The organism is Hyphobacterium sp. SN044, from assembly GCF_021864465.1.
GTDB lineage: Bacteria > Pseudomonadota > Alphaproteobacteria > Caulobacterales > Maricaulaceae > Hyphobacterium.
The window spans coordinates 226532-250658 of the sequence record NZ_JAKKUV010000004.1; the positions used below are offsets into that span (position 1 = coordinate 226532).

General features: G+C 65.3%; 22 protein-coding genes and 1 tRNA gene. 13 read left to right on the forward strand and 10 right to left on the reverse strand.

Translation table 11 applies throughout. The features are described 5' to 3' along the window. Positions 1-6 precede the first annotated feature (6 nt). Genes pstB through phoB form a run of 3 tightly spaced genes read left to right on the forward strand, consistent with a single transcriptional unit; the run spans position 7 to position 2226 of the window. On the forward strand, positions 7-795 hold the full coding sequence (pstB, locus tag L5876_RS07610; RefSeq protein ID WP_236955577.1) for a phosphate ABC transporter ATP-binding protein PstB: 789 nt from the start codon (positions 7-9) through the stop codon (positions 793-795). A gap of 23 nt (positions 796-818) precedes the next feature. Continuing rightward, the gene (phoU, locus tag L5876_RS07615) at positions 819-1523 is read left to right on the forward strand and encodes a phosphate signaling complex protein PhoU (protein ID WP_039710739.1); all 705 of its coding nucleotides are present in this window, start codon (positions 819-821) and stop codon (positions 1521-1523) included. A gap of 10 nt (positions 1524-1533) precedes the next feature. Next, positions 1534-2226, forward strand: coding sequence for a phosphate regulon transcriptional regulator PhoB (phoB, locus tag L5876_RS07620; RefSeq protein ID WP_236955578.1), 693 nt, complete (start codon positions 1534-1536; stop codon positions 2224-2226). A gap of 54 nt (positions 2227-2280) precedes the next feature. On the opposite strand, the gene L5876_RS07625 is transcribed toward phoB, so the two are convergent. Continuing rightward, on the reverse strand, positions 2281-2802 hold the full coding sequence (locus L5876_RS07625; protein WP_236955631.1) for a GcrA family cell cycle regulator: 522 nt from the start codon (positions 2800-2802) through the stop codon (positions 2281-2283). A gap of 228 nt (positions 2803-3030) precedes the next feature. Between L5876_RS07625 and L5876_RS07630 the strand changes: the two genes are divergently transcribed. The 3 genes from L5876_RS07630 to L5876_RS07640 all read left to right on the forward strand — a co-directional run bounded on the left by L5876_RS07630 (position 3031) and on the right by L5876_RS07640 (position 6035). Further along, entirely contained in the window at positions 3031-3843 is an 813-nt protein-coding gene (locus tag L5876_RS07630; protein ID WP_236955579.1) for an ABC transporter permease, read from the forward strand. A gap of 90 nt (positions 3844-3933) precedes the next feature. After that, complete coding sequence (locus L5876_RS07635) at positions 3934-5127, forward strand: aspartate aminotransferase family protein (RefSeq protein ID WP_236955580.1); 1194 nt, start codon at positions 3934-3936, stop codon at positions 5125-5127. Continuing rightward, the gene (locus L5876_RS07640) at positions 5124-6035 is read left to right on the forward strand and encodes an Hsp33 family molecular chaperone HslO (protein ID WP_236955582.1); all 912 of its coding nucleotides are present in this window, start codon (positions 5124-5126) and stop codon (positions 6033-6035) included. The genes L5876_RS07635 and L5876_RS07640 overlap by 4 nt, the downstream gene beginning before the upstream one ends. Here L5876_RS07640 and L5876_RS07645 read toward each other — a convergent pair. Together L5876_RS07645 and apaG are read right to left on the reverse strand one after the other, a co-directional pair. Further along, the gene (locus tag L5876_RS07645; RefSeq protein ID WP_236955584.1) at positions 6032-7486 is read right to left on the reverse strand and encodes a TrkH family potassium uptake protein; all 1455 of its coding nucleotides are present in this window, start codon (positions 7484-7486) and stop codon (positions 6032-6034) included. The genes L5876_RS07640 and L5876_RS07645 overlap by 4 nt on opposite strands. Positions 7487-7505: 19 nt before the next feature. Then, entirely contained in the window at positions 7506-7898 is a 393-nt protein-coding gene (gene apaG / locus L5876_RS07650; protein WP_236955586.1) for a Co2+/Mg2+ efflux protein ApaG, read from the reverse strand. 133 nt (positions 7899-8031) lie between these two features. On the opposite strand from apaG, the gene L5876_RS07655 reads away from it, so the two are divergent. The 4 genes from L5876_RS07655 to L5876_RS07670 all read left to right on the forward strand — a co-directional run bounded on the left by L5876_RS07655 (position 8032) and on the right by L5876_RS07670 (position 13317). After that, a complete protein-coding gene (locus L5876_RS07655) occupies positions 8032-9051 on the forward strand; it encodes a 2'-deoxycytidine 5'-triphosphate deaminase (RefSeq protein WP_236955588.1) in 1020 nt (339 codons plus the stop codon). Between the two features lie 93 nt (positions 9052-9144). After that, complete coding sequence (locus L5876_RS07660) at positions 9145-11157, forward strand: alpha/beta fold hydrolase (RefSeq protein ID WP_236955589.1); 2013 nt, start codon at positions 9145-9147, stop codon at positions 11155-11157. 98 nt (positions 11158-11255) lie between these two features. Then, positions 11256-13169: a S9 family peptidase gene (locus tag L5876_RS07665; protein WP_236955590.1), complete on the forward strand. Its 1914-nt coding sequence runs from the start codon at positions 11256-11258 to the stop codon at positions 13167-13169. Positions 13170-13243: 74 nt separating this feature from the next. Next, positions 13244-13317 (forward strand) — tRNA-Gly (locus L5876_RS07670). 121 nt (positions 13318-13438) lie between these two features. Here the strand turns inward: L5876_RS07670 and L5876_RS07675 are convergent. The 3 genes from L5876_RS07675 to L5876_RS07685 all read right to left on the reverse strand — a co-directional run bounded on the left by L5876_RS07675 (position 13439) and on the right by L5876_RS07685 (position 17432). Continuing rightward, on the reverse strand, positions 13439-15016 hold the full coding sequence (locus L5876_RS07675; RefSeq protein WP_236955591.1) for a glycosyltransferase family 2 protein: 1578 nt from the start codon (positions 15014-15016) through the stop codon (positions 13439-13441). 67 nt (positions 15017-15083) lie between these two features. Beyond that, positions 15084-16682 carry an FMN-binding glutamate synthase family protein gene (locus L5876_RS07680; RefSeq protein ID WP_236955592.1) on the reverse strand — a complete coding sequence of 533 codons (1599 nt, stop codon included), beginning with the start codon at positions 16680-16682 and terminating at the stop codon, positions 15084-15086. A 114-nt stretch (positions 16683-16796) separates the two neighbouring features. Further along, complete coding sequence (locus L5876_RS07685) at positions 16797-17432, reverse strand: peroxiredoxin (RefSeq protein ID WP_039710763.1); 636 nt, start codon at positions 17430-17432, stop codon at positions 16797-16799. Positions 17433-17551: 119 nt separating this feature from the next. On the opposite strand from L5876_RS07685, the gene L5876_RS07690 reads away from it, so the two are divergent. Together L5876_RS07690 and L5876_RS07695 are read left to right on the forward strand one after the other, a co-directional pair. Further along, a complete protein-coding gene (locus tag L5876_RS07690) occupies positions 17552-18034 on the forward strand; it encodes a histidine phosphatase family protein (protein WP_236955593.1) in 483 nt (160 codons plus the stop codon). A 301-nt stretch (positions 18035-18335) separates the two neighbouring features. Continuing rightward, positions 18336-19655, forward strand: a complete 1320-nt coding sequence (locus tag L5876_RS07695; RefSeq protein ID WP_236955594.1) for an alpha/beta hydrolase — start codon at positions 18336-18338, stop codon at positions 19653-19655. Between the two features lie 12 nt (positions 19656-19667). Here the strand turns inward: L5876_RS07695 and L5876_RS07700 are convergent, their stop codons facing one another. The 4 genes from L5876_RS07700 to L5876_RS07715 are packed head-to-tail and all read right to left on the reverse strand — an operon-like array spanning position 19668 to position 23288. Continuing rightward, the gene (locus L5876_RS07700; protein ID WP_236955596.1) at positions 19668-20783 is read right to left on the reverse strand and encodes an ABC transporter permease; all 1116 of its coding nucleotides are present in this window, start codon (positions 20781-20783) and stop codon (positions 19668-19670) included. Continuing rightward, on the reverse strand, positions 20780-21721 hold the full coding sequence (locus L5876_RS07705) for an ABC transporter ATP-binding protein (RefSeq protein ID WP_236955597.1): 942 nt from the start codon (positions 21719-21721) through the stop codon (positions 20780-20782). Before L5876_RS07705 ends, L5876_RS07700 begins: the two co-directional genes overlap by 4 nt. Then, the gene (locus tag L5876_RS07710; RefSeq protein ID WP_236955598.1) at positions 21718-22653 is read right to left on the reverse strand and encodes an HlyD family secretion protein; all 936 of its coding nucleotides are present in this window, start codon (positions 22651-22653) and stop codon (positions 21718-21720) included. Before L5876_RS07710 ends, L5876_RS07705 begins: the two co-directional genes overlap by 4 nt. Next, on the reverse strand, positions 22650-23288 hold the full coding sequence (locus L5876_RS07715) for a TetR/AcrR family transcriptional regulator (protein WP_236955599.1): 639 nt from the start codon (positions 23286-23288) through the stop codon (positions 22650-22652). Before L5876_RS07715 ends, L5876_RS07710 begins: the two co-directional genes overlap by 4 nt. Positions 23289-23680: 392 nt before the next feature. On the opposite strand from L5876_RS07715, the gene L5876_RS07720 reads away from it, so the two are divergent. After that, positions 23681-24049, forward strand: coding sequence for a hypothetical protein (locus tag L5876_RS07720; RefSeq protein WP_236955600.1), 369 nt, complete (start codon positions 23681-23683; stop codon positions 24047-24049). The last annotated feature ends 78 nt before the right edge of the window (positions 24050-24127 follow it).

The window sequence follows — 24127 nt, forward strand, 5'->3', positions numbered from 1 at the left end:
GAACGCATGAGTACGGTCTATCACGATACGAAGATCGAGAATGCCAAGGTCGAGCTCGACAATGTCGGCGTCACCTATGGCAGCAAGACCGCCGTCAGCGGCGTTGCGCTGCGCATTCCCGACCGCTCGGTCACGGCCTTCATCGGTCCGTCCGGCTGCGGCAAATCCACCGTGCTGCGCACGATCAACCGGATGAATGACACGATCGACATTGCCCGCGTGTCCGGGTCGGTGAAGATCGACGGCGAGGAGATCAATTCCAAGTCGGTCGACCCGGTCGTGCTGCGCGCCCGCGTCGGCATGGTGTTCCAGAAGCCGAACCCGTTCCCGAAGTCTATCTATGACAACGTCGCCTATGGGCCGCGTATTCACGGCCTCGCTTCGGGCAAGGCCGAGCTCGACGCCATCGTGGAAACCAGCCTGAAGAAGGCCGGCCTCTGGAACGAGGTCGCCGACCGGCTCGACCAGCCGGGCACCAGCCTGTCCGGCGGTCAGCAGCAGCGTCTCGTTATCGCTCGCGCCATCGCGGTGTCGCCGGAAGTGATCCTGATGGACGAGCCGTGTTCGGCGCTCGACCCGATCGCGACGGCGAAGATCGAGGAGCTGATCGACGAGCTGCGCGAGAATTACTGCATCATCATCGTGACGCACTCGATGGCCCAGGCCGCACGCGTCTCGCAGATGACTGCCTTCTTCCACCTCGGTGATCTGGTCGAGTACGGACCGACCGAGGCGATCTTCACCAATCCGCGCGACCAGCGCACGCAGGACTATATTACGGGACGGTTCGGCTGAGGCCGTCCGACGAAAGACAGGCGATGAACACCAATACCCAGACCCATACCGTCAAATCCTTCGGCGAAGAGCTCGACCGGCTCTCCGACGATGTCGCGCGTATGGGCGGGCTGGTCGAGACGCTGGTCTCCGACTGCCTGCAGGCCGTCATGCGCCGCGACGGCGAGCTTGCGGACAGCGTGATCGAGCGCGACCGCCAGGTCGACCAGATGGAGCGCGACATCGAAAAGCGGGTGATCCGCCTGTTCGCGCTGCGCCAGCCGATGGCGACCGATCTGCGCATGACGATTGCCGCCTATCGGATCAGCCACGAACTCGAGCGTGTCGGCGACCTCGCCAAGAATATCGCGCGCCGTTGCCGGGTGCTGAACGAGAGCGAACCCCACGAGATGACGCGCAGCGTCGAGCGGATGGGCCGTCTCGTCATCAGCCAGATGCACGAAGTGCTCAACGCCTTCTCCGCCGGTTCGCTCGATGATGCGCACTCGGCGATGAAGACCGATGACGAGATCGACGAGATCTACAACAGCCTGTTCCGCGAACTTCTGACCTACATGATGGAAGACGCGCGCACGATCTCGCCCTCGACCCAGATGCTGTTCGTCGCGAAGAACCTCGAACGGATCGGCGACCACAACACCAACATTGCGGAAATGGTTCACTACGTCCTGACCGGGGAGGACTGGCGGCGCGACCGCTCGATGTCCGACCCGGACCGGGAATCCTGAGGAGAGCGTCATGCAGCCCCATATCCTCGTGATCGAAGACGAAGACGCACTGGCCACACTGCTTCAGTACAATCTCGAGAAGGAGGGCTATCTGGTCTCCGTCGCCGGTGACGGCGAAGAGGCCATGATGCTTGCTGAGGAAAGCAATCCCGACCTCGTCCTGGTGGACTGGATGCTGCCGAAAGTGTCCGGCATCGAGGTCTGCCGCCGCCTGCGCGGCCGCCAGGAATCGCGCAATGTGCCGATCATCATGCTGACGGCGCGCGGCGAGGAAGCCGACCGGATCCGCGGTCTCGACACCGGCGCCGACGATTACGTCGTGAAGCCATTCTCGATGACCGAGCTGTTCGCCCGCATCCGCGCGGTGATGCGCCGTATCCGCCCGGGTCTCGCCGACGATCAGGTCCGGTGCGGCGATATCGTCATCGACCGGGTGGCCCATCGGGTGAAGCGCGACGGCACGGAAGTGCATCTCGGCCCGACCGAATTCCGCCTGCTCGACTATCTCATGCAGCATCCGGGACGGGTTTTCTCCCGCGAACAGCTGCTCGATGCGGTCTGGGGCTCGGACGTCTATGTCGAGGCGCGCACGGTCGACGTGCATATCGGCCGTTTGCGCAAGGCGCTGAACAATGCCGGCGAGGGTGACCCGATCCGCACCGTCCGTTCGGCCGGCTACGCGCTCGACGCGGAGCGCGCCTGAAAGAAAGGCGGCTGCCGGGGCAGCCGCCTGTCAGTTGGTGTCGAACCGGAAAGTCTAGAAATTCAGGCGGCGCGTCGCGGCCAGCGAGTCGAGAACCGCGCTCGCGTCCGACGTCTTGCGGCGGCGCTTCTGCTGCGGCTGGTAGGCCATCTTCGCGTGGGCGTCGCAATAGGCGTTGCCGGGATCGGACTTGCGGCCGCAGAAGCGGAAATCGCCGGTCGCCGGATCGCCGATCGGCCATTTGCACATCGAATCCTTCAGCGTCAGCACGGTCGCGAATTCGCCATTGGGAAGCGGTTCCGGCTCCGGGGCCTTCACCGGCTCGCGAGTGGCGGGCGCGGCTTCGGCGGTCACGCGCGGCTTGGCCGGCTGCGCGGCCGGGCGCGGACGTGGTGCGGGGGCCGGACGGCGGACCGGACGCGACGGGGTCGCGCGGCCTGACAAACCGAGACGGTGCACCTTGCCGATCACGGCGTTGCGGGTGACCCCGCCCAGCTGCTTGGCGATCTGGCTCGCCGAGAGGCCATCGGCCCACAGCTTCTTCAACATTTCGACGCGTTCGTCGGTCCAGGCCATGGCGCTCATTCTCCCTCCGGAAACCCCATTATCCATACAACCCGTTGGGGGTCTATTTTCTTATACCCCAACATATCGTGGTTGTTGCTAGATACAGTATCCAGAATGATCCGACTCACAAGATGCGGTCGCTGATTCGCCTGTGGAAAGCTGATTCGATTCGCAGTGGTGGCCCGACTCGCCGCGTCACCCCTTGCCGGACGGCGCGGCGCGGTTTAGCTCCGGGCCATGACCGACACCCCGCCAAACGCCCTTCACCAGCCGCGCCGGATCGGCGCGATCAACACGCTCGGCCTGTGGACGCTCTACCGAAAGGAAGTGCAGCGATTCCTCAAGGTCTTCGTGCAGACGCTGCTGGCCCCGGCGGTCACGACCTGGCTGTTCATCATCGTGTTTTCACTGGCCTTCGGACAGAACCGGCCGGCTGTGGACGGTGTGCCCTTCGTCGAATTCCTGGCGCCGGGCCTCATCCTGATGAGCATCCTCAACAACGCCTTCGCGAACTCGTCGTCCTCGATCCTGGTGTCAAAGGTCCAAGGCAATACGGTCGACTATCTGATGCCGCCGCTTTCGGCCGGCGAGCTGGCCGCCGCCTTCATCGCAGGCGCCGCAACGCGCGGCATCATGGTTGGCGCAGTGACCGCGGCGGCGATGATGCCCTTCATCGACCTCGTCCCCGACATGCCCTGGGCGGCGCTCTATTTCGGGCTGGGTGCGGCGCTGATGCTGGGCATGGTCGGCGTGATCGGCGGGGTCTGGGCGGAGAAATTCGACCACATGTCGGCGGTGACGAATTTCATCATCATGCCGCTGACCTTCCTGTCCGGGACCTTCTATTCGGTCTCGATCCTGCCCGAACCCTTCCAGACGCTGAGCCACTGGAATCCGTTCTTCTACATGATCGACGGCTTCCGCTACGGCTTCACCGGTCATGCCGACGGGAATGTTGTGATCGGCGCAGCGGTGGTCGCCGGGATCAATCTGGTTCTGCTGGTTGCCTGCTATCTGGTGCTGCGATCAGGCTGGCGCTTGAAGACCTGACAGGACAGGCCTAAACCGGCATTCAACAGACACGCCCTGCGCCGCGCCTCGGATCACGATGCGCGGCGTTTGCCTAGAGGAGAGACCGACATGCCCGCTCCGTTGATGGACACCTATTCCCCGCCCGATCTCGATTTCGTGCGCGGAGACGGCGTCTGGATGATCACGGACAAGGGCGAGCGCTATCTCGATTTCATCGCGGGCATCGCGGTGAACGCGCTCGGTCACAATCACCCGGCCCTCGTTGGCGCGCTGAAGGCGCAGGCCGACAAGCTGTGGCACACGTCGAACATGTTCCGCGTGCCGGGGCAGCTGGAACTGGCGAAGAAGTATACCGACAACACGTTTGCGGACCGGGTCTTCTTCACGAATTCCGGTACCGAGGCGATCGAGTGCGCGATCAAGACGGCGCGGCACTACTTCTTCGCCAAGGGCGAGCCGCACCGCTATCGCGTGATCACTTTCACGGGTGCCTTCCACGGCCGCTCCTATGGCGCGATCAATGCCGGCGGCAATCCGAAATATCTCGAAGGTTTCGGCCCGCAGATGGAAGGGTTCGACCAGGTCAAATTCGGCGACCATGACGCGCTGCATGCCGCGATCACCGAAGAGACGGCCGCCATTCTCGTCGAGCCGGTGCAGGGCGAAGGCGGCGTTCGCGCGGTGCCCGACCAGTGCCTGCGCGGCCTGCGCGAACTATGCGACGAGAAGGGTCTGCTCCTGATCTATGACGAGGTCCAGTGCGGTGCCGGCCGGACCGGCAAGCTGTTCGCCCATGAGTGGGCCGAGCGCGCGCAGCCGGACATCATGGCGGTTGCCAAGGGCGTCGGCGGCGGCTTCCCGATGGGGGCCTGCCTGACCACGGACGCGGCCGGCGAGCACATGAAGATGGGCACGCACGGTTCGACCTTCGGCGGCAATCCGCTGGCCATGGCGGTCGGCAATGCCGTTTTCGACGAGTTGACCAAGCCGGGCTTCCTGGACCATGTGAATGACGTGGCCGGTTTCCTGAAGCAGCAGCTGCACGGCCTCGCCGACACCTATCCGGACGTCGTCGAGGAAGTGCGCGGCCGCGGCCTGCTGATCGGTCTGAAGCTGAAGGACGCCGTCGTGGCTCGCGACTTTGTTGCCAGCGTTCGTGACCGGGGCCTCCTGATCGGTGCGGCCGGCGACAATGTCGCCCGCATGGCCCCGCCCCTGACCATCACCGAGGCCGATGCCCGCACGGCGCTGGAAAAGCTCGACGAGGCGCTGAAGGCCGCGTCGCAATCCCTCAAGGGATGAGCGAGCCGGCCCACAGTCTCGGCGCGGACGACAATATCGTTTCCGCTTTCCAGATCGAGAACCGGCCGGTTCGCGGGCGAATCGCGCGCCTCGGTTCAACGCTCGACCTGATCGCCGGGGCGCACGACTATCCGCGGCCCGTCGCGCGGCTCGTGGCCGAGGCGGCGATTCTGGCCGTGCTCGTCGGCGACACACTGAAGTTCGACGGGCGGCTGATCGTGCAGGCGAATGGCGAGGGCCCCGTCCGTTTCGTCGTGGCGGAATGGGTGAAGGGGCAGGGCGTGCGCGCCATGGCGCAGCTGATCCCGGGCGAAACAATTGCCGATGACGCCAGCTTGCACGACCTGCTCGGCAAGGGGTCGTTCGCCATGACGATCGATCCCGGTGAAGGCAAGGAGCGCTATCAGGGGCTGGTGGCACTGGAAGGCGAGAGCCTGTCGGCCTGCGCCGAGACCTATTTCGCGCAATCGGAACAGGTGCCGACCATGATCCGCATTGCCGCCGGCGAAGTGGTCACCGGCGACACGCCCGCCGAATGGCGCGGCAGCGGCGCCATCATCCAGGCGATTGCGCCGGATGCCGCGCGCGGCGATGTCGCAGAGGACTGGCACCATGTCCGGGCCCTGTTCGGCACGATCGCGCCCGACGAGCTGATCGATCCGGCGATTTCCGCCGGCGACCTCCTCTTCCGCCTGTTCCACGAGGACGGGGTGCGGATGTTCGAACCGGTCGCCGTGCCGCGCTACTGCCCGTGCACGACGGCCAAGCTGGTCAATGTGCTGGCGAGTTTCGATCCGTCGGAGATCGGCGAGGACGACCCCGTCGCGATGACCTGCGAGTACTGCAACAGGCGGTTCGAATTCGCGCAGGCCGATATCGCGGCGGCGCGTTCGGGCGCGAAGAGTTAGCCCTTCCAGAATCTAGGCGTCAAAAAGACCAGCACGGTGATGACTTCGAGGCGGCCGATCAGCATGTTGGCCGTCATCACCCATTTCGCCGGATCCGGCAGGGGCTGGAACGTGCCAGCCGGTCCGATCATCGGGCCGAGGCCGGGGCCGACATTCGCCAGAGAGGTCGCCGCGCCTGATAGCGCCGTGACCGTGTCGAGGCCCATCGCGTTCAGGATGATCGCGCTGACGATGAAGATCAGGATGAAGGCGAAAAGGAAGCCGAGCACCGAATAGACGGTCTGCTGGCTGACCACCTGGTTACCATAGCGCATCGGCGTGATCGCATTGGGGTGGACCAGCGACACCAGGTGCCGGCGGATCGCCAGAATGGCGATCTGGTAGCGGAAGATCTTCACCGAGCAGGTCGTCGAACCGGCGCAGCCGCCCGCGAACATCAGCGCGAACAGGCTGGCCTGTGCAATCGGACCCCAGGCGTTGAAATCGGCGGTTGCGTAACCCGTGCCGGTGATGACCGAGACCGTGTTGACCGCCGCGAAGCGCCAGGACGACTCGTTGCCATGCACCCCCGTGGCCATGAGCAGAACGGTCAGGACGAGCGTGGCGACGACGACAAGGGTGAGGAAGCCGCGAACCTGCGGGTCGTTCCAAAGCGCGGAGGGGCGGCCGCGCAATGCCACCAGCCAGGCGACGAAGGGCAGGGCGGCCACGATCATGAAGACCAGCGCGACGAGGTCCCCGCCCTGATCGAGGAAGGCGCCAATCGAAGCGTCGCGGGTGGAGAAACCGCCGGTCGCGATCGTCGTCATCGCGTGGGCGATGGAATCGAATGCGGAAAGGCCCACGGCCGAGTAGCACAGCGCGCAAATCACGGTGAGGCCGAGATAAAGCGCGGCGATGGCGGCTGCGATCTGGGCGGCACGCGGCAGGATTTTCTCCGAGTTGTCGGAAGATTCGAGGCGGAAGAGCTGCATGCCGCCGACGCCGAGCAGCGGCCACACCGCCATTGCCGTCACGATGATCCCGATCCCGCCGATCCATTGCAGGATGGCGCGCCACATCAGGAGACCGCGCGGCTGGGTGTCGAGCCCGGTGATGACGGTCGCGCCGGTTGTCGTCAGGCCGGACATGGATTCGAAGATCGCATCGGTCCAGTCGAGGCCGATGCCGGAATAGCGCATGGGGATGGCGGCCCACAGGGCCAGCACCGCCCACGATCCGGCCGTCAGGATGAAACCGGCGCGAACCGACAGGTTCGAATTGTCCCCGCGTGAGGCCATCGCCATCACGCTGCCGGCGACGATGCCGATGAAACCCGTAGACAGGAAAGCCTGCGCGCTCTCCGTCCGGCCGTCATGAAGGTCGAGCAAGAAGGGCACGATCATCGCCGCCGACAGAACGACGATCAGCGTGCCGATCACGAAAACGACGGGACGGACGGAAGCGTTCACGACAGCCTGGACCGCGCGCTCAGTGCAGCGCCGGGCGGTCGAACGGGGTGTCGAGCGAGAAGGACGGGATACGGGCGGCGAAGCGCGAGCCGTCCTCGCGGCGCATCTGGTATTGGCCGCTCATGAAACCGGACGAAGTGGCCAGCGGCGCGCCGGACGTATAGCGGAAGCTCTCGCCCGGGCGCAGGACGGGCTGCTCACCGACAACACCATCGCCGCGGACGATCTCGATCCGGCCGCGGGAATCGGTGATCTCCCATTCGCGCGACACCAGCTGAAGCGTCGCCTCGCCGCGATTCTCGATCTCGATCGTGTAGGCCCAGACGAAGCGGCCTTCATCCGGTTCGGATTCCTCGTCGAGATAATCCGGCTCGACGCGGATCCACACGCCTTCGGTTTCGCATTCATACATGGTTCGTCCTCCGGTCCGCGTCTGGACCGTTACCGCACATTCTCCGATGGCGCGGGCGCTGGCTCAAGCCCCGTCCTTCGGTTAGACCCGATCTTCCGCACCGCAGCTTTCAACCCGTGACGGACCGCCAGCCATGACCGAAACCGGAATTCTGAACGACCGGCGCCTTCGAAGCCTGATCGCCAGCGACGCGATCAGGGGGCTGAGCCCGTTCGAGGAGGGTCAGGTTCAACCGGCCAGCGTCGATCTGCGGCTGGGGACGACGGCCTACCGCCTGCGCGCCAGCTTCCTGCCGGGAACGGGGCATACGGTTCGCGACCGGCTGGACAGCGACGTGGTGATGCACCGGCTCGACCTCAGCGAGGGGGCGGTTCTGGAGACCGGATGCGTCTATCTCGCGCCGCTGCAGGAGAGCCTGAAACTTCCCGCCGGGATCAGCGCGGCGATGAATCCGAAAAGCTCGACCGGCCGGCTCGATGTCTTCACCCGCGTGATTGCAGACCATGCCGCGGCGTTCGATCAGGCGCCGGAGGGGTATGAAGGCCCGCTCTATGTCGAGATCTGTCCGCGGACCTTCTCCATCCTCGCCCGGCCGGGCGACCGGCTGGTCCAGGCGCGTCTGCGCGCCGGCGGGCGACAGCCGGGCCGGGAACTGACGGTCAGTGTCGACCTCAAGGGCAAGGGCTCGGGACCGATCGGTTTCCGGGCGCGCCGTCATGCCGGGCTGATCGATCTGAAACGGGTCGGCGGTCACGATCCGTCCATATTCTGGGAGCCGATCCCGGCGGGTGACGGGCGGCTCGTGCTCGATCCGGGCGAATTCTACATACTTGCCTCCCGCGAGGCAGTGGAAATCCCGCTGGGCGAAGCCGCCGAAATGGCCCCGATCGCGCCGGAAATCGGTGAGTTCCGGGCTCACTATGCCGGCTTCTTCGATCCGGGATTCGGGGTCGAATCGATCGGCGGAAAAGGCGGGCGGGCGGTTCTGGAAGTGCGCGGACACGACGTGCCGTTCATTCTCGAACACGGCCAGCCGGTCGCGAAACTGGTGTTCGAGCCGATGACCGATCTGCCGGAACGGCCCTATGGCACGGCGGGTTCGCACTATCAGGCGCAGCACCTGAAGCTTGCGAAACATTTCGCGCCTATCTGAGGTTTTCGTCCCCAGCCTGCAATCTTGGCCTTGCCCCGCACACCACCCGGACCACAATATAACGTCCATGTGTCTGTAACCGGGGAGTAAGACATGCGTCAGTTGCTAGCCGCCGCGGCAATGGCCGTGATGGCGTTCGGGGGGAGTGCCCACGCCCAACAGCCGCCACCGATCGAAGCCTATGCCGCCAATGACCAAATGACGTCGGTGCGGATTTCGCCGAATGGCGAACGGCTTGCGATGTTGTCGTCCGTCGAGGGTGAAGAGCGCGTCATTATTGTTACCGGGATCGACGGCTCGGGACAGCGCGTGCTGACCGCGACCGATCAGGTCGGAACATCGCCGTTGAGTGTGCGCTGGTTGAACGACGAATTCTTGCTGGTGTCGTTCGTGGAGCGGCGGCCCGTGAACGCCGGATCGTTCAGCGCCAACCTGCCCCGTTATGTCGTTCTGAAGGCGGATGGAAGCCGATCCTATGAAATGCCGGCATCGACCCAGATCGTGTCGATTCGCCCGGACGACCCCGAGCATATCCTTGTCGCGCTGCCGACGCTGCGCGATGATCGGTTCACGGCCCGCGGGCGCACCGGCGCTGCGGACGGCATGTCGTTCACCATCGGGCTGTACCGCCATCACATTGAACGCGACCGGCGGAATCAGGTGTCGGTGGGAGAGGCAACCACGTCCGGCTTCGTGATCGACGAAACCGGCGAACCCGTCATCCGCTATGACAATGACAGCCGGGCGAACCGGATCGAATTCTTTGTTCGAAACGGGAGCGGCTGGAGAACAGCCTATCGGTCCGACTACACCGTGGAACGCTATGGCCGTGGCAATCGGGCCCGGCGTATCCGCGCGGATGTGGGAACACCTTCGGGACTGACGGGGGACGGCCTGCGTGTGTGGATGGCGGCCCTTCGTGTTGGCGATGATCTGCGGCAGGCCTATCAGTTCGATCCGGAAACCGGGGAAATTACCGGCCCGCATTTCGACACCAATGGTGCGGACTTTGGCGGCTTCCTGACCGACTGGCGCGACAACAGCGTGATCGGGGCCTATTGGGATGACGGAGTCCCCCATTACGAATATTTCGATTCACCCTGGCGCGAATTGCAGGCGCAACTCGAAGCCACATTCCCGGGCAGCGTCGTCCAGATGACGACCTGGGATGCTTCGGCCAACCGTATCGTCGTGCACCGCGAACTCGGCGGGTCGGCGGGGGCCTATTACCTGTTCGACCGGTCGGCGGGTTCGCTGTCGCTGATCGGGCGTCAACGTCCGGACATTCCGGACGAATGGGTCGCCGAGGTGCTTCCGGTGGACTATCGCGCCCGCGATGGCCGCTCGATCCTCGCCTATGTCACCCTGCCGCCAGGCCGTGAACTGGAAAACCTGCCGCTGATCGTGCTGCCGCACGGCGGTCCGCAGGCGCGGGACTTCTACGGGTTTGACCCGTGGGCCCAGATCCTGGCGTCTCGTGGCTATGTCGTGATCCAGCCGCAGTTCCGCGGTTCGGACGGCTTCGGACAATCCTTCATCGAGGCGGGCCACAACGAGTGGGGCCGGGCGATGCAGGACGATGTGTCCGACACCATCACCTACCTGTCGGGACAGAACATCATCGACGAAGACCGCGTGTGCATCTTCGGCTGGTCCTATGGCGGTTATGCCGCGCTGGCCGGTGCCACGCTGACCCCGGAACTCTACCAGTGTGCCATTGCCGGTGCTCCAGTGTCCGACATCTTCGAGATGATGAACTGGGTCGAAGGCCGCGAATACGGCGCGGCTGGCGGCGCAGTCGACTACTGGACCGAATACATAGGCGACTGGCGCCGCGACACGGATCGTATCCGTTCGGTCTCGCCGCGCCAGAACATCTCCGACCGCACGCCGCCCATCCTGCTGGTGCACGGTTCGGAAGACACGATCGTTCCGGTTGAACAGGCGCAGATCATGGCGCAATCGCTGAACGAAGCCGGACGTCCGAACGAGTATGTGGAGATCGAAGGCGGTCCTCACGTCTACGTTCTGATGACGCCGGACCACAACCGGCAGCTCTACGAAGCCATGCTGAGCTTCCTCGGGCGCTATAACCCGGCCGACTAAGGCCGCCGGATCGGGAGGGGGCGCTGCGGACTGCAGCGCCCCCTTTTCTTTCAAGACAAAAGACTTTGCCGGCAAAGCCGGTACGGGGGAGGGGAATCATGTTCGCACGCGTTTTCGCGGTTCTGACCGCGCTGTCATTCCATGGCGCCGCCACAGCCCAGGACGCGCCGGTGCTGGACCCGTCACTGGAAGCCTTTGCAACCCTGCCGTCCTTGCAGTCCGCCGAAGTCTCGCCGGATGGCAGCCGTCTGGCGTCGATGTGCAGCGGTGGCGAATTGCCGACCCTGTGCATTTACGACCTGACCGGCGGATCGGCGCCGTTTGCGCTGGAGCCGTGGCGCGATGGAGAAATCGTCGACTATTTCTGGGCCCGGGACCGCTATCTGATCTTCACCGTGCAGAGCTATGAGCGCTTTCGCGGTGCGGAAGGGTATTATTCGCGTTCCGTGGCTTTCGACGTCGAGAGCCGGAACGGCGTTCAGCTGCTGAACAATGTCGGGCAGGTCTACTCCTCCTTCGTGGCGTCGCTGAATATCGACTCTCCCGACACGATCATCATGGAAGTCCGCAATTCGATCGGCGTCGAGCGCTTCGAAGTCTCGCTGCAGGACGGCGAGGGCGACTCGATCCACCGCGCCGTCGATCACGTGACCCATGACGTGCTGGATCCGCAGGGCGAGATCGTTGCGGAGCAATACATCAACATCAACCAGTCGCTCTACGAGGTGCGCCGCCCCGGCACGCGGCGCGATCCCTTCTATTCCGGCCGTCACCTGTCCAACCGGCCGAGCATCTGGGGGTTGATCGATGGCGGCAATGCCCTGGCGATGGTCTTCCCGGAAGGCGAGAATCGCGGCCTCCAGCGTCTCGACCTCGATGCTGGCGGCCTGTCGCCGGTCTCCATCCCCGGCCTCGAGAGCGGGATGACCTATGCCCCGATCATCGACCGGAACCGCAATCTTCTGGTCGGCGTCGGCGTGACGGCCGAGGATATGCCCGAACACATCTATATCGACGAGGAGCTGGCGGGGATTCAGGCCGCTCTGCTCGGCGCGCTCGGCACGGACCGGGTGCTGCTCGAATCCTGGTCGAGTGACCGGTCGATCGTCGTTGCGTCAGCCTTCAGCCGCGGCGTGCCGGAAATCTTCTATGTCTTCAACACGGTTTCCGGCGAGGTCTCGGTGCTTGGCGAAGCCTATCCGGGGCTTGCCGGGCGCGAGACCGGAGAGGTGATCTCGCTGTCCTACGATGCGGGCGACGGGCTCTCGATCCCCGCCATGCTGACCCTCCCGCCCGGCATGAGTCAGGAAGACGGGCCGTTTTCGCTGATCGTCCTGCCCCATGGCGGTCCGCAAGCGCGCGACTACGCCACGTTCGACTGGATGGCGCAGGCCTATGCCTCGCTCGGCTATGCCGTGTTGCAACCCAACTTCCGGGGGTCGGCCGGCTATGGCCAGGAATTCGTCGCCGCGGGATATGGCGAGTTCGGCCGCCGGATGGTCACCGACTCGCTGGAAGGTGCACAAATCCTCGTCCGCGAAGGCCTGGCGCGGCCGGGCTACTGCATCGCCGGGGCGTCCTATGGCGGCTATGCCGCGCTGATGGGGGGCATTCTCGACCCGGAGCATGTGCGCTGCATCATCGCGATCAACGCGGTCAGCGATCCCCATGCCATGCTGGGCGAGAATTACACGTCAGAGCGCCTGATCGGCCTCGACTACTGGGAGCGCTATATCGGCTCGCTCTACATGGATCGCGAGAACCGCCGGGCCATTGCGCCCGTGTTGCGTGCGGGCGAGATCCGCGCGCCGCTCCTCTTGTTGCATGGCGAGAACGATCTGACCGTGCCGGTCGAACAGAGCCGCGGGATCGAGCGCGTGATGCGCGATTCCCCGCTCCTGACCTACCGGGAGATCGAGTCGCAGGACCACTATCTCTCGACGGGTTCATCGCGGGCCCGGGTGCTGGCCGAGAGCGCGGCCTTCCTCGCCGAGCATTTTCCCGCGGAATGACCTGAGGAACGGCGGCTCCGTCTTGGCGGAGCCGCCGGTTCGCGTATAGTCGCGCCGCGTCCGCATGGCGGATCGCGGGTGTAGCTCAATGGTAGAGCAGAAGCTTCCCAAGCTTAAGACGAGGGTTCGATTCCCTTCACCCGCTCCAGCGCTTCAGTCACGCTAGAAGCCCCGGCCGTTTCCGGTCTCGAATCCCAGAAGATTGACCAGGTGAGCGAGGAGAAAAACCTCCGTCGCGGCGCACAGGATGGCGATCAGCGTCCACGGGATCATGCGCGGCCCGCGCGCGAGGTTCGGCGGGCGGCCCGACATCCAGGCGGCAAGGCCGAAACCCGCGGCGAAGACGCCGATGAGGATGAGGGTGAGATTGAGGGACATTCGGCCTCGGTCCGGTGCGCGGTTTCGGGGGCAGGCGAATGCCCGTGTTCGGTCTTGGCCCAGAAATAGGGATTGGACCGCAATTCCCACAAGGCCCGGATGGCGGCAAGCGTCTGCAACGGCCAGTAGGCCGGCATGGTCAGGAGATCGGTGAGGCGCGGCGTCAGTCCGGCCCGGCGCGCACCGACCGCTGCGCATGCCGCCGCCGCTCCATAGCCGGCGGCCAGGAGTGTGAGGGCGGCCCATCTGACCGGCTGCGCCGGTTCCGAAGCCAGCCACAGAAGGCAGAGCAGCACGGTCGGCGCATGCAGCAGGGCGGACACCACGGTTGCACCGAGTGTCGCGGCAAGGGACAGCGGACCTGCCCGCCCGGAGGCCGCGAAGAGCGATTGCGGGGCGCGCGTATGGACCGCAAAGGTCTGGGCGTGGCCCTTGATCCAGCGCGAACGCTGCGCCAGCCAGGCGGTTAGACAAACAGGAGCCTCTTCGCCTGTCGAAGGGGCGATGACGCCTGTCCGGTATCCATGCGCGGCGAGGCGAAATCCGAGATCGGCGTCCTCGGTCACATTGCACGGATCCCAGAGCCCAACCGCTTCGAGCGCGTCGCGGCGAAAGAAGTTGCTGGTCCCGCCGAGGGGAAGCGGCCAGCCAAGGCGCGCCAGAAGTGGCAGCAGGGCGTGAAAGTGCGCGGCGTATTCGAGCGCGAATTGCCGGGTCAGCCAGTTCCGTCCGTGATTGTACCAACCGAGCGGGGCCTGCAGGCAGGCCAGCCGCCTGTCATGCGTGGTGAACACTTCGGCCGCCGTTCGGACCTGGCGGGGATGGGGCACGTCCTCGGCGTCATAGATGCACACGACCGAACCGACCGCGAAGCGCATCGCGAAATTGAGCGCGCGCGGCTTGGTGCGCGGCTTACCGTCCGGCACGACGACAATCTCGAAGCGCGCATCGAGGTCACAGGCACGGGCCGCCTTCAGCGTTTCGGCGTCGACTGCCTCGACGATCAGTTTGATGTCGAGCTTGTCCGCCGGGTATTCGATCCGGTCGAGCGCCCGGACGAGCTGGGGCAGAACGGCCGCTTCCCGGAACATGGGTGCGAGTATGGTGACGATCGGGAGGTGGTCATCGTCCAGCTCAGGCGAGGTCAAAGGTGCGGGTGACAGGATCGCTGCCGACAGCCGAAGGGCCGACAAGGCCAAAATCGCAACCGAGGCGAGAGACAGCACCAGACCGGTCAGCGGCGGCCAGGCTGTGCCCCAGACGAACAGGAATATGAGGGGAGCGATGACGGCGACGAACTGGCGGGTTTCGATGCCCTGCCGGGCGGAGGCTTGCGGTGTGCGGTTGTAGAGCCCGTTGGCGGCCTCGGCAGCCCAGTCGCGCGCTTGTGCCGGGGAGAGGATGCGTTCCAGCGCATTGCGGAACGGCAGTCCGCCGTATCCGGGTTTTGCCCGTGCCATCCCCCGCATGCCGGCTCCCCCGGTCCATCCATCCCGCAACAACGTTAACGCGAGCGAATCGGATTGGCGAATCGAATCAGGCCGCCGGGGCGAGGGCGTGGAAGCTGTCCGGGGTCGCGGCGGCCCATTCACGGCCATAGGGCGTGGCCCCGGCATCGTCCCAGAACTGGCCGGACCGCACTTGCGGATAGAGGTCGCGCAGCGAGACGGCGCGGTCGGGGCCGACACGGCGCATGACGTGTTCCGGGCGCAATTCGTGCGGATGATCGCAGCCTGCGGCGGCGGCCATGTGGACAAGCGCCTGCACGGTGTTCTCGTGGAAGGCGGCGACCCGTTTGGCCTTGTCTTCCACGACGAGGCCGCGCTGGCGCAACGGATCGTGCGTCGTGATGCCGGTCGGGCAATGATTGGTGTCGCACAGCATCGACTGGACACAGCCGAGCGAGAACATGAATCCGCGCGCCGAATTGCACCAGTCGGCACCGAGCGCGATGTTGGTGGCGAAGCGCACGCCGGTCACGACCTTGCCGGCCGCCCCGATGCGGACCGTATCGCGATACCCCGAACCGATCAGGGCATCGCGCACCGCGATCAGGCCTTCGCGTAGCGGTGAACCGACACTGTCCATGAATTCGGCCGGGGCCGCTCCGGTGCCGCCCTCCTTGCCGTCGACGACGATGAAGTCCGGCTGGACCCCCGTCGACTGCATCGCCTTCATCAGGGCAAAGAGTTCGACACGGCGTCCGACGCACAGCTTGAAGCCGACCGGTTTTCCGCCCGACAATTCGCGAAGCTGTGCGATGAATTCCATCATCTCCGCCGGCGTGGAGAAGGCGGAATGGGCCGCCGGCGAGACGCATTCCTCACCGATTTCCACGCCGCGCGCTTCGGCGATCTCCGCGGTCACTTTCGACCCGGGCAGCACGCCGCCATGGCCGGGCTTGGCGCCTTGCGACAGCTTGATCTCGATCATCTTGACCTGATCGCTGACGGCACGGGCCTTGAACGCTTCAGGGTCGAAACTGCCGTCCTGGTTGCGGCAGCCGAAATATCCCGAGCCGATCTCCCAGATCAGGTCGCCGCCATGTTTGCGATGGTATTTCGAGATGCCGCCTTCGCCCGTGTCCTGGGCGAAGCCGCCGAGCCTGGCGCCGAGATTGAGCGTCTCGATGGCGCGGGCGCCGAGCGAGCCGAAGCTCATCGCGGAAATATTGTAGATCGAGGCCGAATAGGGCTTCGCGCATTGCGGTCCGCCGATATCGAGCCGGATATTCGCGTCCTTGCCGGAGCGGGCGGCGATCGAGTGTTCCAGCCACTCGACGTCAGGCGCGCGGAAATCGAGTTCGGACCCGAAGGGCTGCACGCCCTCGATATTCTTCGACCGGCGATAGACAAGGGCGCGTTCCTCCCGGGAGAAGGGTTTGCCCTCCGTATCGCCCTCCACGAAATAACTCTGGACGAAGGGGCGCAGGGATTCAGACAGCCAGCGGATCCGCGCGATCACCGGATAATTCCGCATCAGCGTGTGCGAGGGCTGCACGAAGTCCCAGATCCCAAGGACCGTCAGGAGAAGGAAGGGGGCGCCACCGATCCACCACCAGGGCGCATGCAGGAGCGCAAGCGCGGAAAGCGCCGCGGCGAGGAGGGCGATGATCAGAAAGGGCAGGTAGCGCATGATGTTCCGCGAGACGGCTTGTCATCAGGAGCATGGCGCGGCTGGCGGCAAAAACAAGAAGGCCCGGCCAGTATCCCGGCCGGGCCTTCCCGCAACGAACGGATCTTAAGACCGTTACTTGTTCGGCTGCGGCGTGACGCGCAGATACGGCTTGATCTTCTTGTAGCCCTTCGGGAAGAGCTTGTCGGCGTCCGCATCGGACAGCGACGGAACGACGATCACGTCGTCACCGGACTCCCAGTTCACCGGGGTGGCGACCTTGTAGCCATCGGTCAGTTGCAGGGAATCGATCAGGCGCAGGATCTCGTTGAAGTTCCGGCCGGCGCTCGGCGGATAGGTGAAGGTAGCACGGATCTTCTTGTTCGGGTCGATGACATAGACCGAACGCACGGTGACCTTGGGGTCCGCGTTCGGGTGGATCATCGAGTAGAGTTCCGACACCTTCTTGTCGACGTCGGCGATGATCGGGAAGTTGACCGAGCAGCCCTGCGTCTCCTCGATGTCCTTGATCCAGCCCTTGTGGTCCTCGACGCTGTCGATCGACAGGGCGATCGCCTTGGCATTGCGCTTGGCGAGTTCGCCGTGGAGCTTGGAGGTGTAGCCGAGTTCGGTCGTGCAGACCGGCGTATAGTCGGCGGGGTGGGAGAAGAAGACCACCCAGTTGTCACCGATCCAGTCGTGGAAGTTGATCTTGCCGTCGGTGGTCTCGGCGTCGAAATTCGGGGCGACATCGCCCAGCAGCAGGCCCATATTTCTCTCCTTGGACGTCAAAGGACGGTTGTGCTCGCCACCGGAGATGGCGGTGCGAACCGGCTTGTGCAAGGTTTGCCGCCGCGAATCCTTGTTGCCAATACGAGAGACTGCTGCCGATGCCCGTCCTGATCCTTGTCCGTCATGCGAAGGCCGTCGACCGGATGGATGCCGAGGACGATTTCGCACGCGGTCTGACGCCGCGCGGACGCGAGGATGCCGGCCGGGCCGGAGAGGCGCTGAAGGCCGTCGGCATCGTGCCCGCGCTGGCACTGGTTTCGCCGGCGCAACGCACGAAGCAGACCTGGTCGATCTTGTCGGCGGCGGTCGGCGAGATTCCGGTGGACTCGCCCATGGCGCTCTATCATGCCTCGCAGGATTTCCTCGAGCGTGCGGCGATCGAAGCCTTCGCCAGTTCGCAGGCGATCGTCATGGTCGGCCACAATCCCGGCATCGGGGCGCTGGCCCACGACCTCGCCTGGAAGGCGGGGGCCAATGCGGCTCTGCCCGACGGTTACCCGACGAGCGCGGCGACCGTGTTCGAACTCAGCGCCTCGCTGGGCGAACCGAGATTGATCACCGCCTTCAATCCGAAAGCCTGAGCCTTTTCTGTTGCGAGCGTTTCGCCTAGCGTAATCGCCACAGGGGAAGGTCATGACGTTACGGGGTTGGGCGGCGCTGGCCGCGGGTTGTTGGTTGGCCGGGTGCGCGATGCTGCCAGACGGGCAGACGGGCGAACAAGCCGATTCGGGTCGCGGATCAGCCGCCACACAGGGCGGTGATGCGCGTGACACAGACGTTCCGCCACCCCCTCCGCCGCCGCCACCTCCGCCACCACCACCTCCGCCTCCGCCTCCGCCACCACCGGCTCCGGAAGGTAACGGCTCGGGTTCGGACGATGTCGTGGTGATCGATCCCGTGGTCGTTACGGCGATGCCTGAATACAGCCAGGACCCGCGAGACGAGGCCGTCTTCGACGGGGATTGTGCACCGCGCGGCACGGGCGACGCTGCGACCGGTGCCGGCTATTCCTGCGTCTCCCTGCTCTACGGCACCAATCGGGCACCGGTGGCCGAGTTCGGCGGTCTCGACGAGCAAGATGTCTACTCGACCCGTCCGCATCCGGGCTGCGAACCGGGGGTGGAGACACGCGAATTGCCCTGGTGCCGGCTCGGCGTGATGACGGTCTCCGTCCCCGACAGCCGGGAACGCGGCGATCCGATCACGGCGGTCGCGCGCAATGACCGCGATATCACTGACGAGGAACGCGCGCGGCTGTTTTCGATCTGGAGCTATGCAGAACTCGATGCGCGCGCCTTTGCCGGCTATGCGCAGGTCATGCTGGAAGAAGCGATCGGCCAGATGGACGGTCAGTACGACAACCAGGCCATCGTCTTCATCCACGGCTTCAACGTGCGCTTCCGCGACGCCGCCTTCCGCGCCGCCCAGATCAAGTATGATCTGCAGTTTCCGGGGCCGGTCTTCTTCTATTCCTGGCCCGCGAACGGCAGCGTCTTTCACTATCTTTCCGACATGGACGACGCCGATCTGAGCGTCGACGCCCTCGTCAATTTCCTTCTTCTCGTGCGCGCCGCCTTGCCCGATGCCGAGATCAACGTGGTGGCGCACTCGATGGGCACCCGCGTCTTCGCGCAGGCGCTGAGCCGGCTCGAGCTGATCGAGCCCGGCTTCGAATTCGGCCATGTCTTCTTTGCGTCCGGCGATCTCGACCGGAATCTGTTTCTCGAATGGGCGCAGCCCGCGGCGTGGAACATGGAGAGCCTGACGCTCTACACCTCCTCGACCGACGTGGCCGTCGCGTCGAGCGCGTTACTGCGCAACCTCTTCCCGTCGCGCGACGAGGACCGGGACATCAAGGAACGGATCGGCTTCTTCCAGTCCGGTGCGGAGCCGCCGGTCTTCAATTTCGAGGTCGGCTGGGATGATGCGATCCCGCACACGATCGACATGACTGAGGGGGAGTTTTCCTTCCTCGGTTTCGCCACGCGGTCGCTGATCGGCCGCGGCCGGATGCGGCATTCGGAATACATGGAGCGCACGCCGATCATCGAGGACATGTCCTGCATTTTGCGCTTCGGGGCGATTAGCCCCGAGGAACGCCACAGTGGCATGCGGCCGCGCGTGAACCGCGACGGATTCACATACTGGGTGTTCGACGAGGATGGCGCGGCGACGGAAAATTGCCCCCCGCTGCCGGAATAGGCCCGGCGGCGATCAGTCCAGCGTGCGGCGGTAGCGGATCATCGCCAGCGCCGCGATCACACAGAAGATCAGCGCCAGCGGCCACAGGTCCGGGATCACATCGGTAAACTCCGCGCCTTTCAGCATCACGCCGCGTACCGCGCGGATGAAGTGCGTCGTTGGCAGGATCTGGCCGATGGCTTGCGCCCATCCCGGCATGCCGTGAAACGGGAACATGAATCCCGACAGCAGGATGGACGGCAGAAACATGAAGAAGGTCAGCTGCATCGCCTGCATCTGACTGCGCGCGATCGTCGAGAACAGGAAGCCGAGCGACAGGTTGACCAGGATGAAGAGCGAGACGGCGAGTGTGAAGGCGATGGGGTCGCCCAGGAAGGGCACGTTGAAGAGGAAACGCGCGCCGGCGAGCATCAGGATCACCTGGATCGCACCGACGAGGATGTAGGGCGCGATCTTGCCCGCCATCACCTCCATCGGCCGGGTCGGCGTGGCGAGCAGGGTTTCGAGCGTGCCGCGCTCGGCCTCCTTGGTCAGCGCCATCGAGGTCATCATCGCCATTGTCATGGTGAGGATGATGCCCAGAAGGCCCGGGACAATGTTGAGCGCTGTGCGGCCGGCCGGGTTGTAGCGCCGGTGGATGACCGGCTCGACCGGCAGGGTCCGGTCTCCCAGGATCGGTGCGAGCGCTTCCTGGACGATGGTGGGAAACGCACCCGTTCCCGCGCCTGCAGCCACCGGATCGGTCGCGTCGACATCGAGGAGGAGTTGCGGACTGTCGCCGCGGAGGAGGTCGCGCTCGAAATTCGGCGGGATGGTCAGAATGAAGCTGGCTTCACCCTCGCGCAGCAGGCGGTCGGCCTCGTCAGGGCCGGAGACCACGCCCTCGATGTCGAAGTAATCGCTGGTCTCCATCGCCTGGACGATGGCGCGCGCAGCCGGGCCGGTGTCACCCATTTCCACGAAGGTCGGCAAATGGCGCGGGTCGGTGTTGATCGCATAGCCGAACAGCAGAAGCTGCATGATCGGGATGCCGACCATCATGCCGAAGGTCAGCCGGTCGCGCCGCATCTGGATGAATTCCTTCGCCAGGATGGCGGCGATGCGGGAGAGGGACGCCTGCAAGCTCATGCGAAATTGTCCTTCGCCCCGGCCATCAGATAGATGAAGGCCTCCTCGAGCCCGGTCCTGGCCGGGCTGACCTCGATTCCCTCACGGCTGGCATAGGGCTGAACGGCACGCCTCAGCGCGGCTTCGTCGCGGCTCGACACGTGCATCGCCGAGCCGAAACGGGCGATCTGTTCGATGTCGGGATTGGCTTCCAGATCTTCCTGGATCGCCGCGAGCCCCTTGCCCTCGATCCGCCAGGTGTGGAGCCCGACCTCCTTGGGGATATCGGCCGACGGCGCGTCGATCAGCTTGCGGCCATAGGCGATAAAGGCGATGGAATCGCACTGCACCGCCTCGTCCATGTAGTGCGTGGAAACGAGCACGGTGACGCCCTTGCGCGACAGGGCGCGGATACGGTCCCAGAAATCGCGGCGGGCTTTCGGATCGACGCCCGCAGTGGGTTCGTCGAGCAGCAGCAGTCCCGGATTGTGCAGCGACACGGCGGCCAGGGCGAGGCGCTGCTTCCAGCCGCCAGACAGCTGGCCGGCGAGCTGTTTCGCGCGGGGGCGGAGATCGTATTCCTCCAGCGCGGCCTCGACCTTGCCCTTCCTGTCGGACAGGGCGTGCAGGCGCGCCATGAAGTCGAGGTTTTCCCGCACCGTCAGATCTTCGTAGAGCGAGAATTTCTGCGTCATGTAGCCGACGCGCGCCTTGATCTCGCGGCTCTGTTCGATGATGTCGAGGCCGAGCGCGGTTCCCGATCCGGCATCGGGTTTCAGCAGGCCGCACATCATCCGGATCGTCGTCGTCTTGCCCGACCCGTTTGGGCCGAGGAAGCCGTAGATCGCGCCCTTCGGGACCTGCATGTCGAACTCGTCGACGACCCTTGTGTCGCCGAAGGTCTTGGTCAGGCCCTTCACGTCTATGACGTAATCGATACCGTCGTCGGGGCCGTTCATCCGCGCGGCTCCAGCGCTAGCGGGGTTCCCGGCGGCGGGGCCTCGCCCTCGAAACGGGCTTCGGCGCGCCAGACGAGGCGGGCGCGCTCATTGTCGGAATAGATGATGGGCGGGGTGAATTCCGCCTCGCTGTCGATCCGCATCACCGTCGCGGTCAGCCCGGGCGGGCAGCCATCGCAGGCGACGCTCAGGCCTGTGCCCACCGGTGTCGCGGACAGGTCTTCTGCCGGGATGAAGAGCACGGCGAAGACGGCCCCGTCGGGCAGGAAGCGCAGGACGGGCTGGGCCGGCCCGGCCAATTCCCCGGGAAAGCGGATCTGACGTTCGATACGTCCATCCGAAGGGGCGCTGACCCGGCGGCGTGACAGGGCTTCACGGGCCTGAACGACGCTCGCTTCTGCGGCTTCGATTTCGGCGGTGAGCGCACGCAGCTGACCTTCCCGGGCGGGCAGTTCGGCGACGGTGACCCGCTCGCGCAATTCGCTGACGCGGGCATTGGCGGCTGTGGCCGCGGCCTCGGCATCATCCAGACGCGCGCGCGGGACGACCCCGCGGCCGAAGAGTTCGCGGGCGCGGGACAGGTCGTCCTGTGCCTGCGCCGCGCTGGCGCGGGCGGCGCTCAACTGATCGCGGACGGCGGCGATTTCCGGCGCACGGCCTCCGGCGGCGGCATCGTCGAACCGGGCCTCCGCGGCGGCAAGACGCGCTTCGGCGGCGCCGAGGGCCGCCTCCTCATTCTCGGTGTCGAGCGTGAAGAGAAGCGCGCCAGCGCTGACCGTGTCGCCTTCACGCACCTCGACGCTCTCGACTCGCCCGGATGCAAGCGGGGCGAGGCTGGTGTAATCGCCCTCGGCATAGCCGTGGAAACCGGCGTCCGGCTCGCCGGCACAGGCTGCCAGCATAAGGGCGGGAAGCAGAAAAAGGCGCTTCATGACACATCTCCGGGGCGGGGCTTCAGGCCGTTCAGGACAATGTCGGCGAGGGCGTCGGCCATGACGGCGGGGTCGTGTTGGGGATCGCCGGGGCGGTTGAAGACGGTGGTCAGCAGCACATGTGCGATCACCGGCCCCATGAGCGCGCGCATCGCCGTGTCGGCGTCGACCGCGCGGAATCTGCCGCGCTCAATCCCGGCGGCGAAGAGGGCTCGGAAGGCGCGCTGGCCGATGTCGATGACATGCGTGCGGTAATAGGCCGCCAGTTCCGGAAAGCGCGGGGCTTCGCTCAGCACCAGGCGCGGCGCGGCGGAGACTTCGGGGTCGGACAGCACTGTCAGCACCATGCGCAGCACGGCGCGAAACGCCTGTTCGGGATCGCCCGGTGCAGCCGCGGCGACCATGCGCTCCGCCGATTGCGCGACAAGGCCGGCGGACTGCTCGACCAGCGCATTGAGCATCGCCTCCTTGGACGGGAAGTAGAGATAGACGGCGCCCTTCGACAGGCCCGCTCGCTTCGCGATGTCGTCGACGCGCGCGGCGGCGAAACCCTGTTCGGTGAAGACGGCAAGGGCCGCGTCGAGAATCTCGTCGGGGCGGTCTTCGGGGCGGCGCTGGCGCTTGGGTCGGGACATGCGGAGTTAATAACTGACCGGTCAGTCATTTGCAAACAGAGAGCTACTGCAACTCCTGCCGCCCTCCCCCTTGAGGGAAGGGCCGGGAGGCTGAGCGATAGCCAGCCGACCGGGGTGGGGGTCAGGTATTGTCCCGGGATCCCTGCGAAGGCAGGGATCCAGACTGGTTTCCTGCCTGCGCAGGAGACCCGGCGAGTACGACCGCTACGTCACCCAACTTCGACGCTCCCCGGTTTCGCGAAGCGAAGACCGGGCTCCAGAAGCAATACGGCATGGATCCCGGACCGGCTTCGCCGTCCGGGAAGCGTCAGGTATTTTGAGAAGCCACTGCGTCCGGCTGGACTCTCCCGCTCCGAACCCCGACCCTGCCGCAAACGCGGGAGGAGCACGCCATGAAAGTCCTGGGTATTCGCTGGTGCCAGGTTTCGAAGGACGCCGAGGCGCTGGCCGGGTTTCTCGGCACGGCCGGTCTGGGCGTCGCGCCGCGCGATCTCGGCATGCCGGACGATGGCAGCTTCCACGGCGCCGTCCTGCCGGCGGGCGAGGGCAGCTGGATGGAGTTCTGGCCCTCAAGTGAGGGCATGGGCGAGATGACCATGCTGCAGATCGTCGTCGACGATGCCGACGCCTTCGCGGCCAACGCCCGCGCCAACGGGCTCGACCCGAAAGGCCCGACCGACGCCCATGGCGAGCGGATCTACATGCTGACGGCCCCGAACGGTCAGATGATCAGCTTCCAGTCGAAAGCTGACCCCGCCTGATTTCGTACACCCCAAGGGTTCAAATCCCCGGCCCGATCGGGTCTGATGGTCCGGCATCGACGTGAAGCGGACAGCGGG

Bases quoted from the DNA above. Each gene is read 5' to 3' on its own strand.
- pstB (WP_236955577.1), top strand. From the start codon at position 7: ATGAGTACGGTCTATCACGATACGAAGATCGAGAATGCCAAGGTCGAG.
- phoU (WP_039710739.1), top strand. From the start codon at position 819: ATGAACACCAATACCCAGACCCATACCGTCAAATCCTTCGGCGAAGAG.
- phoB (WP_236955578.1), top strand. From the start codon at position 1,534: ATGCAGCCCCATATCCTCGTGATCGAAGACGAAGACGCACTGGCCACA.
- L5876_RS07625 (WP_236955631.1), bottom strand. From the start codon at position 2,802: ATGGCCTGGACCGACGAACGCGTCGAAATGTTGAAGAAGCTGTGGGCC.
- L5876_RS07630 (WP_236955579.1), top strand. From the start codon at position 3,031: ATGACCGACACCCCGCCAAACGCCCTTCACCAGCCGCGCCGGATCGGC.
- L5876_RS07635 (WP_236955580.1), top strand. From the start codon at position 3,934: ATGCCCGCTCCGTTGATGGACACCTATTCCCCGCCCGATCTCGATTTC.
- L5876_RS07640 (WP_236955582.1), top strand. From the start codon at position 5,124: ATGAGCGAGCCGGCCCACAGTCTCGGCGCGGACGACAATATCGTTTCC.
- apaG (WP_236955586.1), bottom strand. From the start codon at position 7,898: ATGTATGAATGCGAAACCGAAGGCGTGTGGATCCGCGTCGAGCCGGAT.
- L5876_RS07655 (WP_236955588.1), top strand. From the start codon at position 8,032: ATGACCGAAACCGGAATTCTGAACGACCGGCGCCTTCGAAGCCTGATC.
- L5876_RS07660 (WP_236955589.1), top strand. From the start codon at position 9,145: ATGCGTCAGTTGCTAGCCGCCGCGGCAATGGCCGTGATGGCGTTCGGG.
- L5876_RS07665 (WP_236955590.1), top strand. From the start codon at position 11,256: ATGTTCGCACGCGTTTTCGCGGTTCTGACCGCGCTGTCATTCCATGGC.
- L5876_RS07675 (WP_236955591.1), bottom strand. From the start codon at position 15,016: ATGCGGGGGATGGCACGGGCAAAACCCGGATACGGCGGACTGCCGTTC.
- L5876_RS07680 (WP_236955592.1), bottom strand. From the start codon at position 16,682: ATGCGCTACCTGCCCTTTCTGATCATCGCCCTCCTCGCCGCGGCGCTT.
- L5876_RS07685 (WP_039710763.1), bottom strand. From the start codon at position 17,432: ATGGGCCTGCTGCTGGGCGATGTCGCCCCGAATTTCGACGCCGAGACC.
- L5876_RS07690 (WP_236955593.1), top strand. From the start codon at position 17,552: ATGCCCGTCCTGATCCTTGTCCGTCATGCGAAGGCCGTCGACCGGATG.
- L5876_RS07700 (WP_236955596.1), bottom strand. From the start codon at position 20,783: ATGAGCTTGCAGGCGTCCCTCTCCCGCATCGCCGCCATCCTGGCGAAG.
- L5876_RS07705 (WP_236955597.1), bottom strand. From the start codon at position 21,721: ATGAACGGCCCCGACGACGGTATCGATTACGTCATAGACGTGAAGGGC.
- L5876_RS07710 (WP_236955598.1), bottom strand. From the start codon at position 22,653: ATGAAGCGCCTTTTTCTGCTTCCCGCCCTTATGCTGGCAGCCTGTGCC.
- L5876_RS07715 (WP_236955599.1), bottom strand. From the start codon at position 23,288: ATGTCCCGACCCAAGCGCCAGCGCCGCCCCGAAGACCGCCCCGACGAG.
- L5876_RS07720 (WP_236955600.1), top strand. From the start codon at position 23,681: ATGAAAGTCCTGGGTATTCGCTGGTGCCAGGTTTCGAAGGACGCCGAG.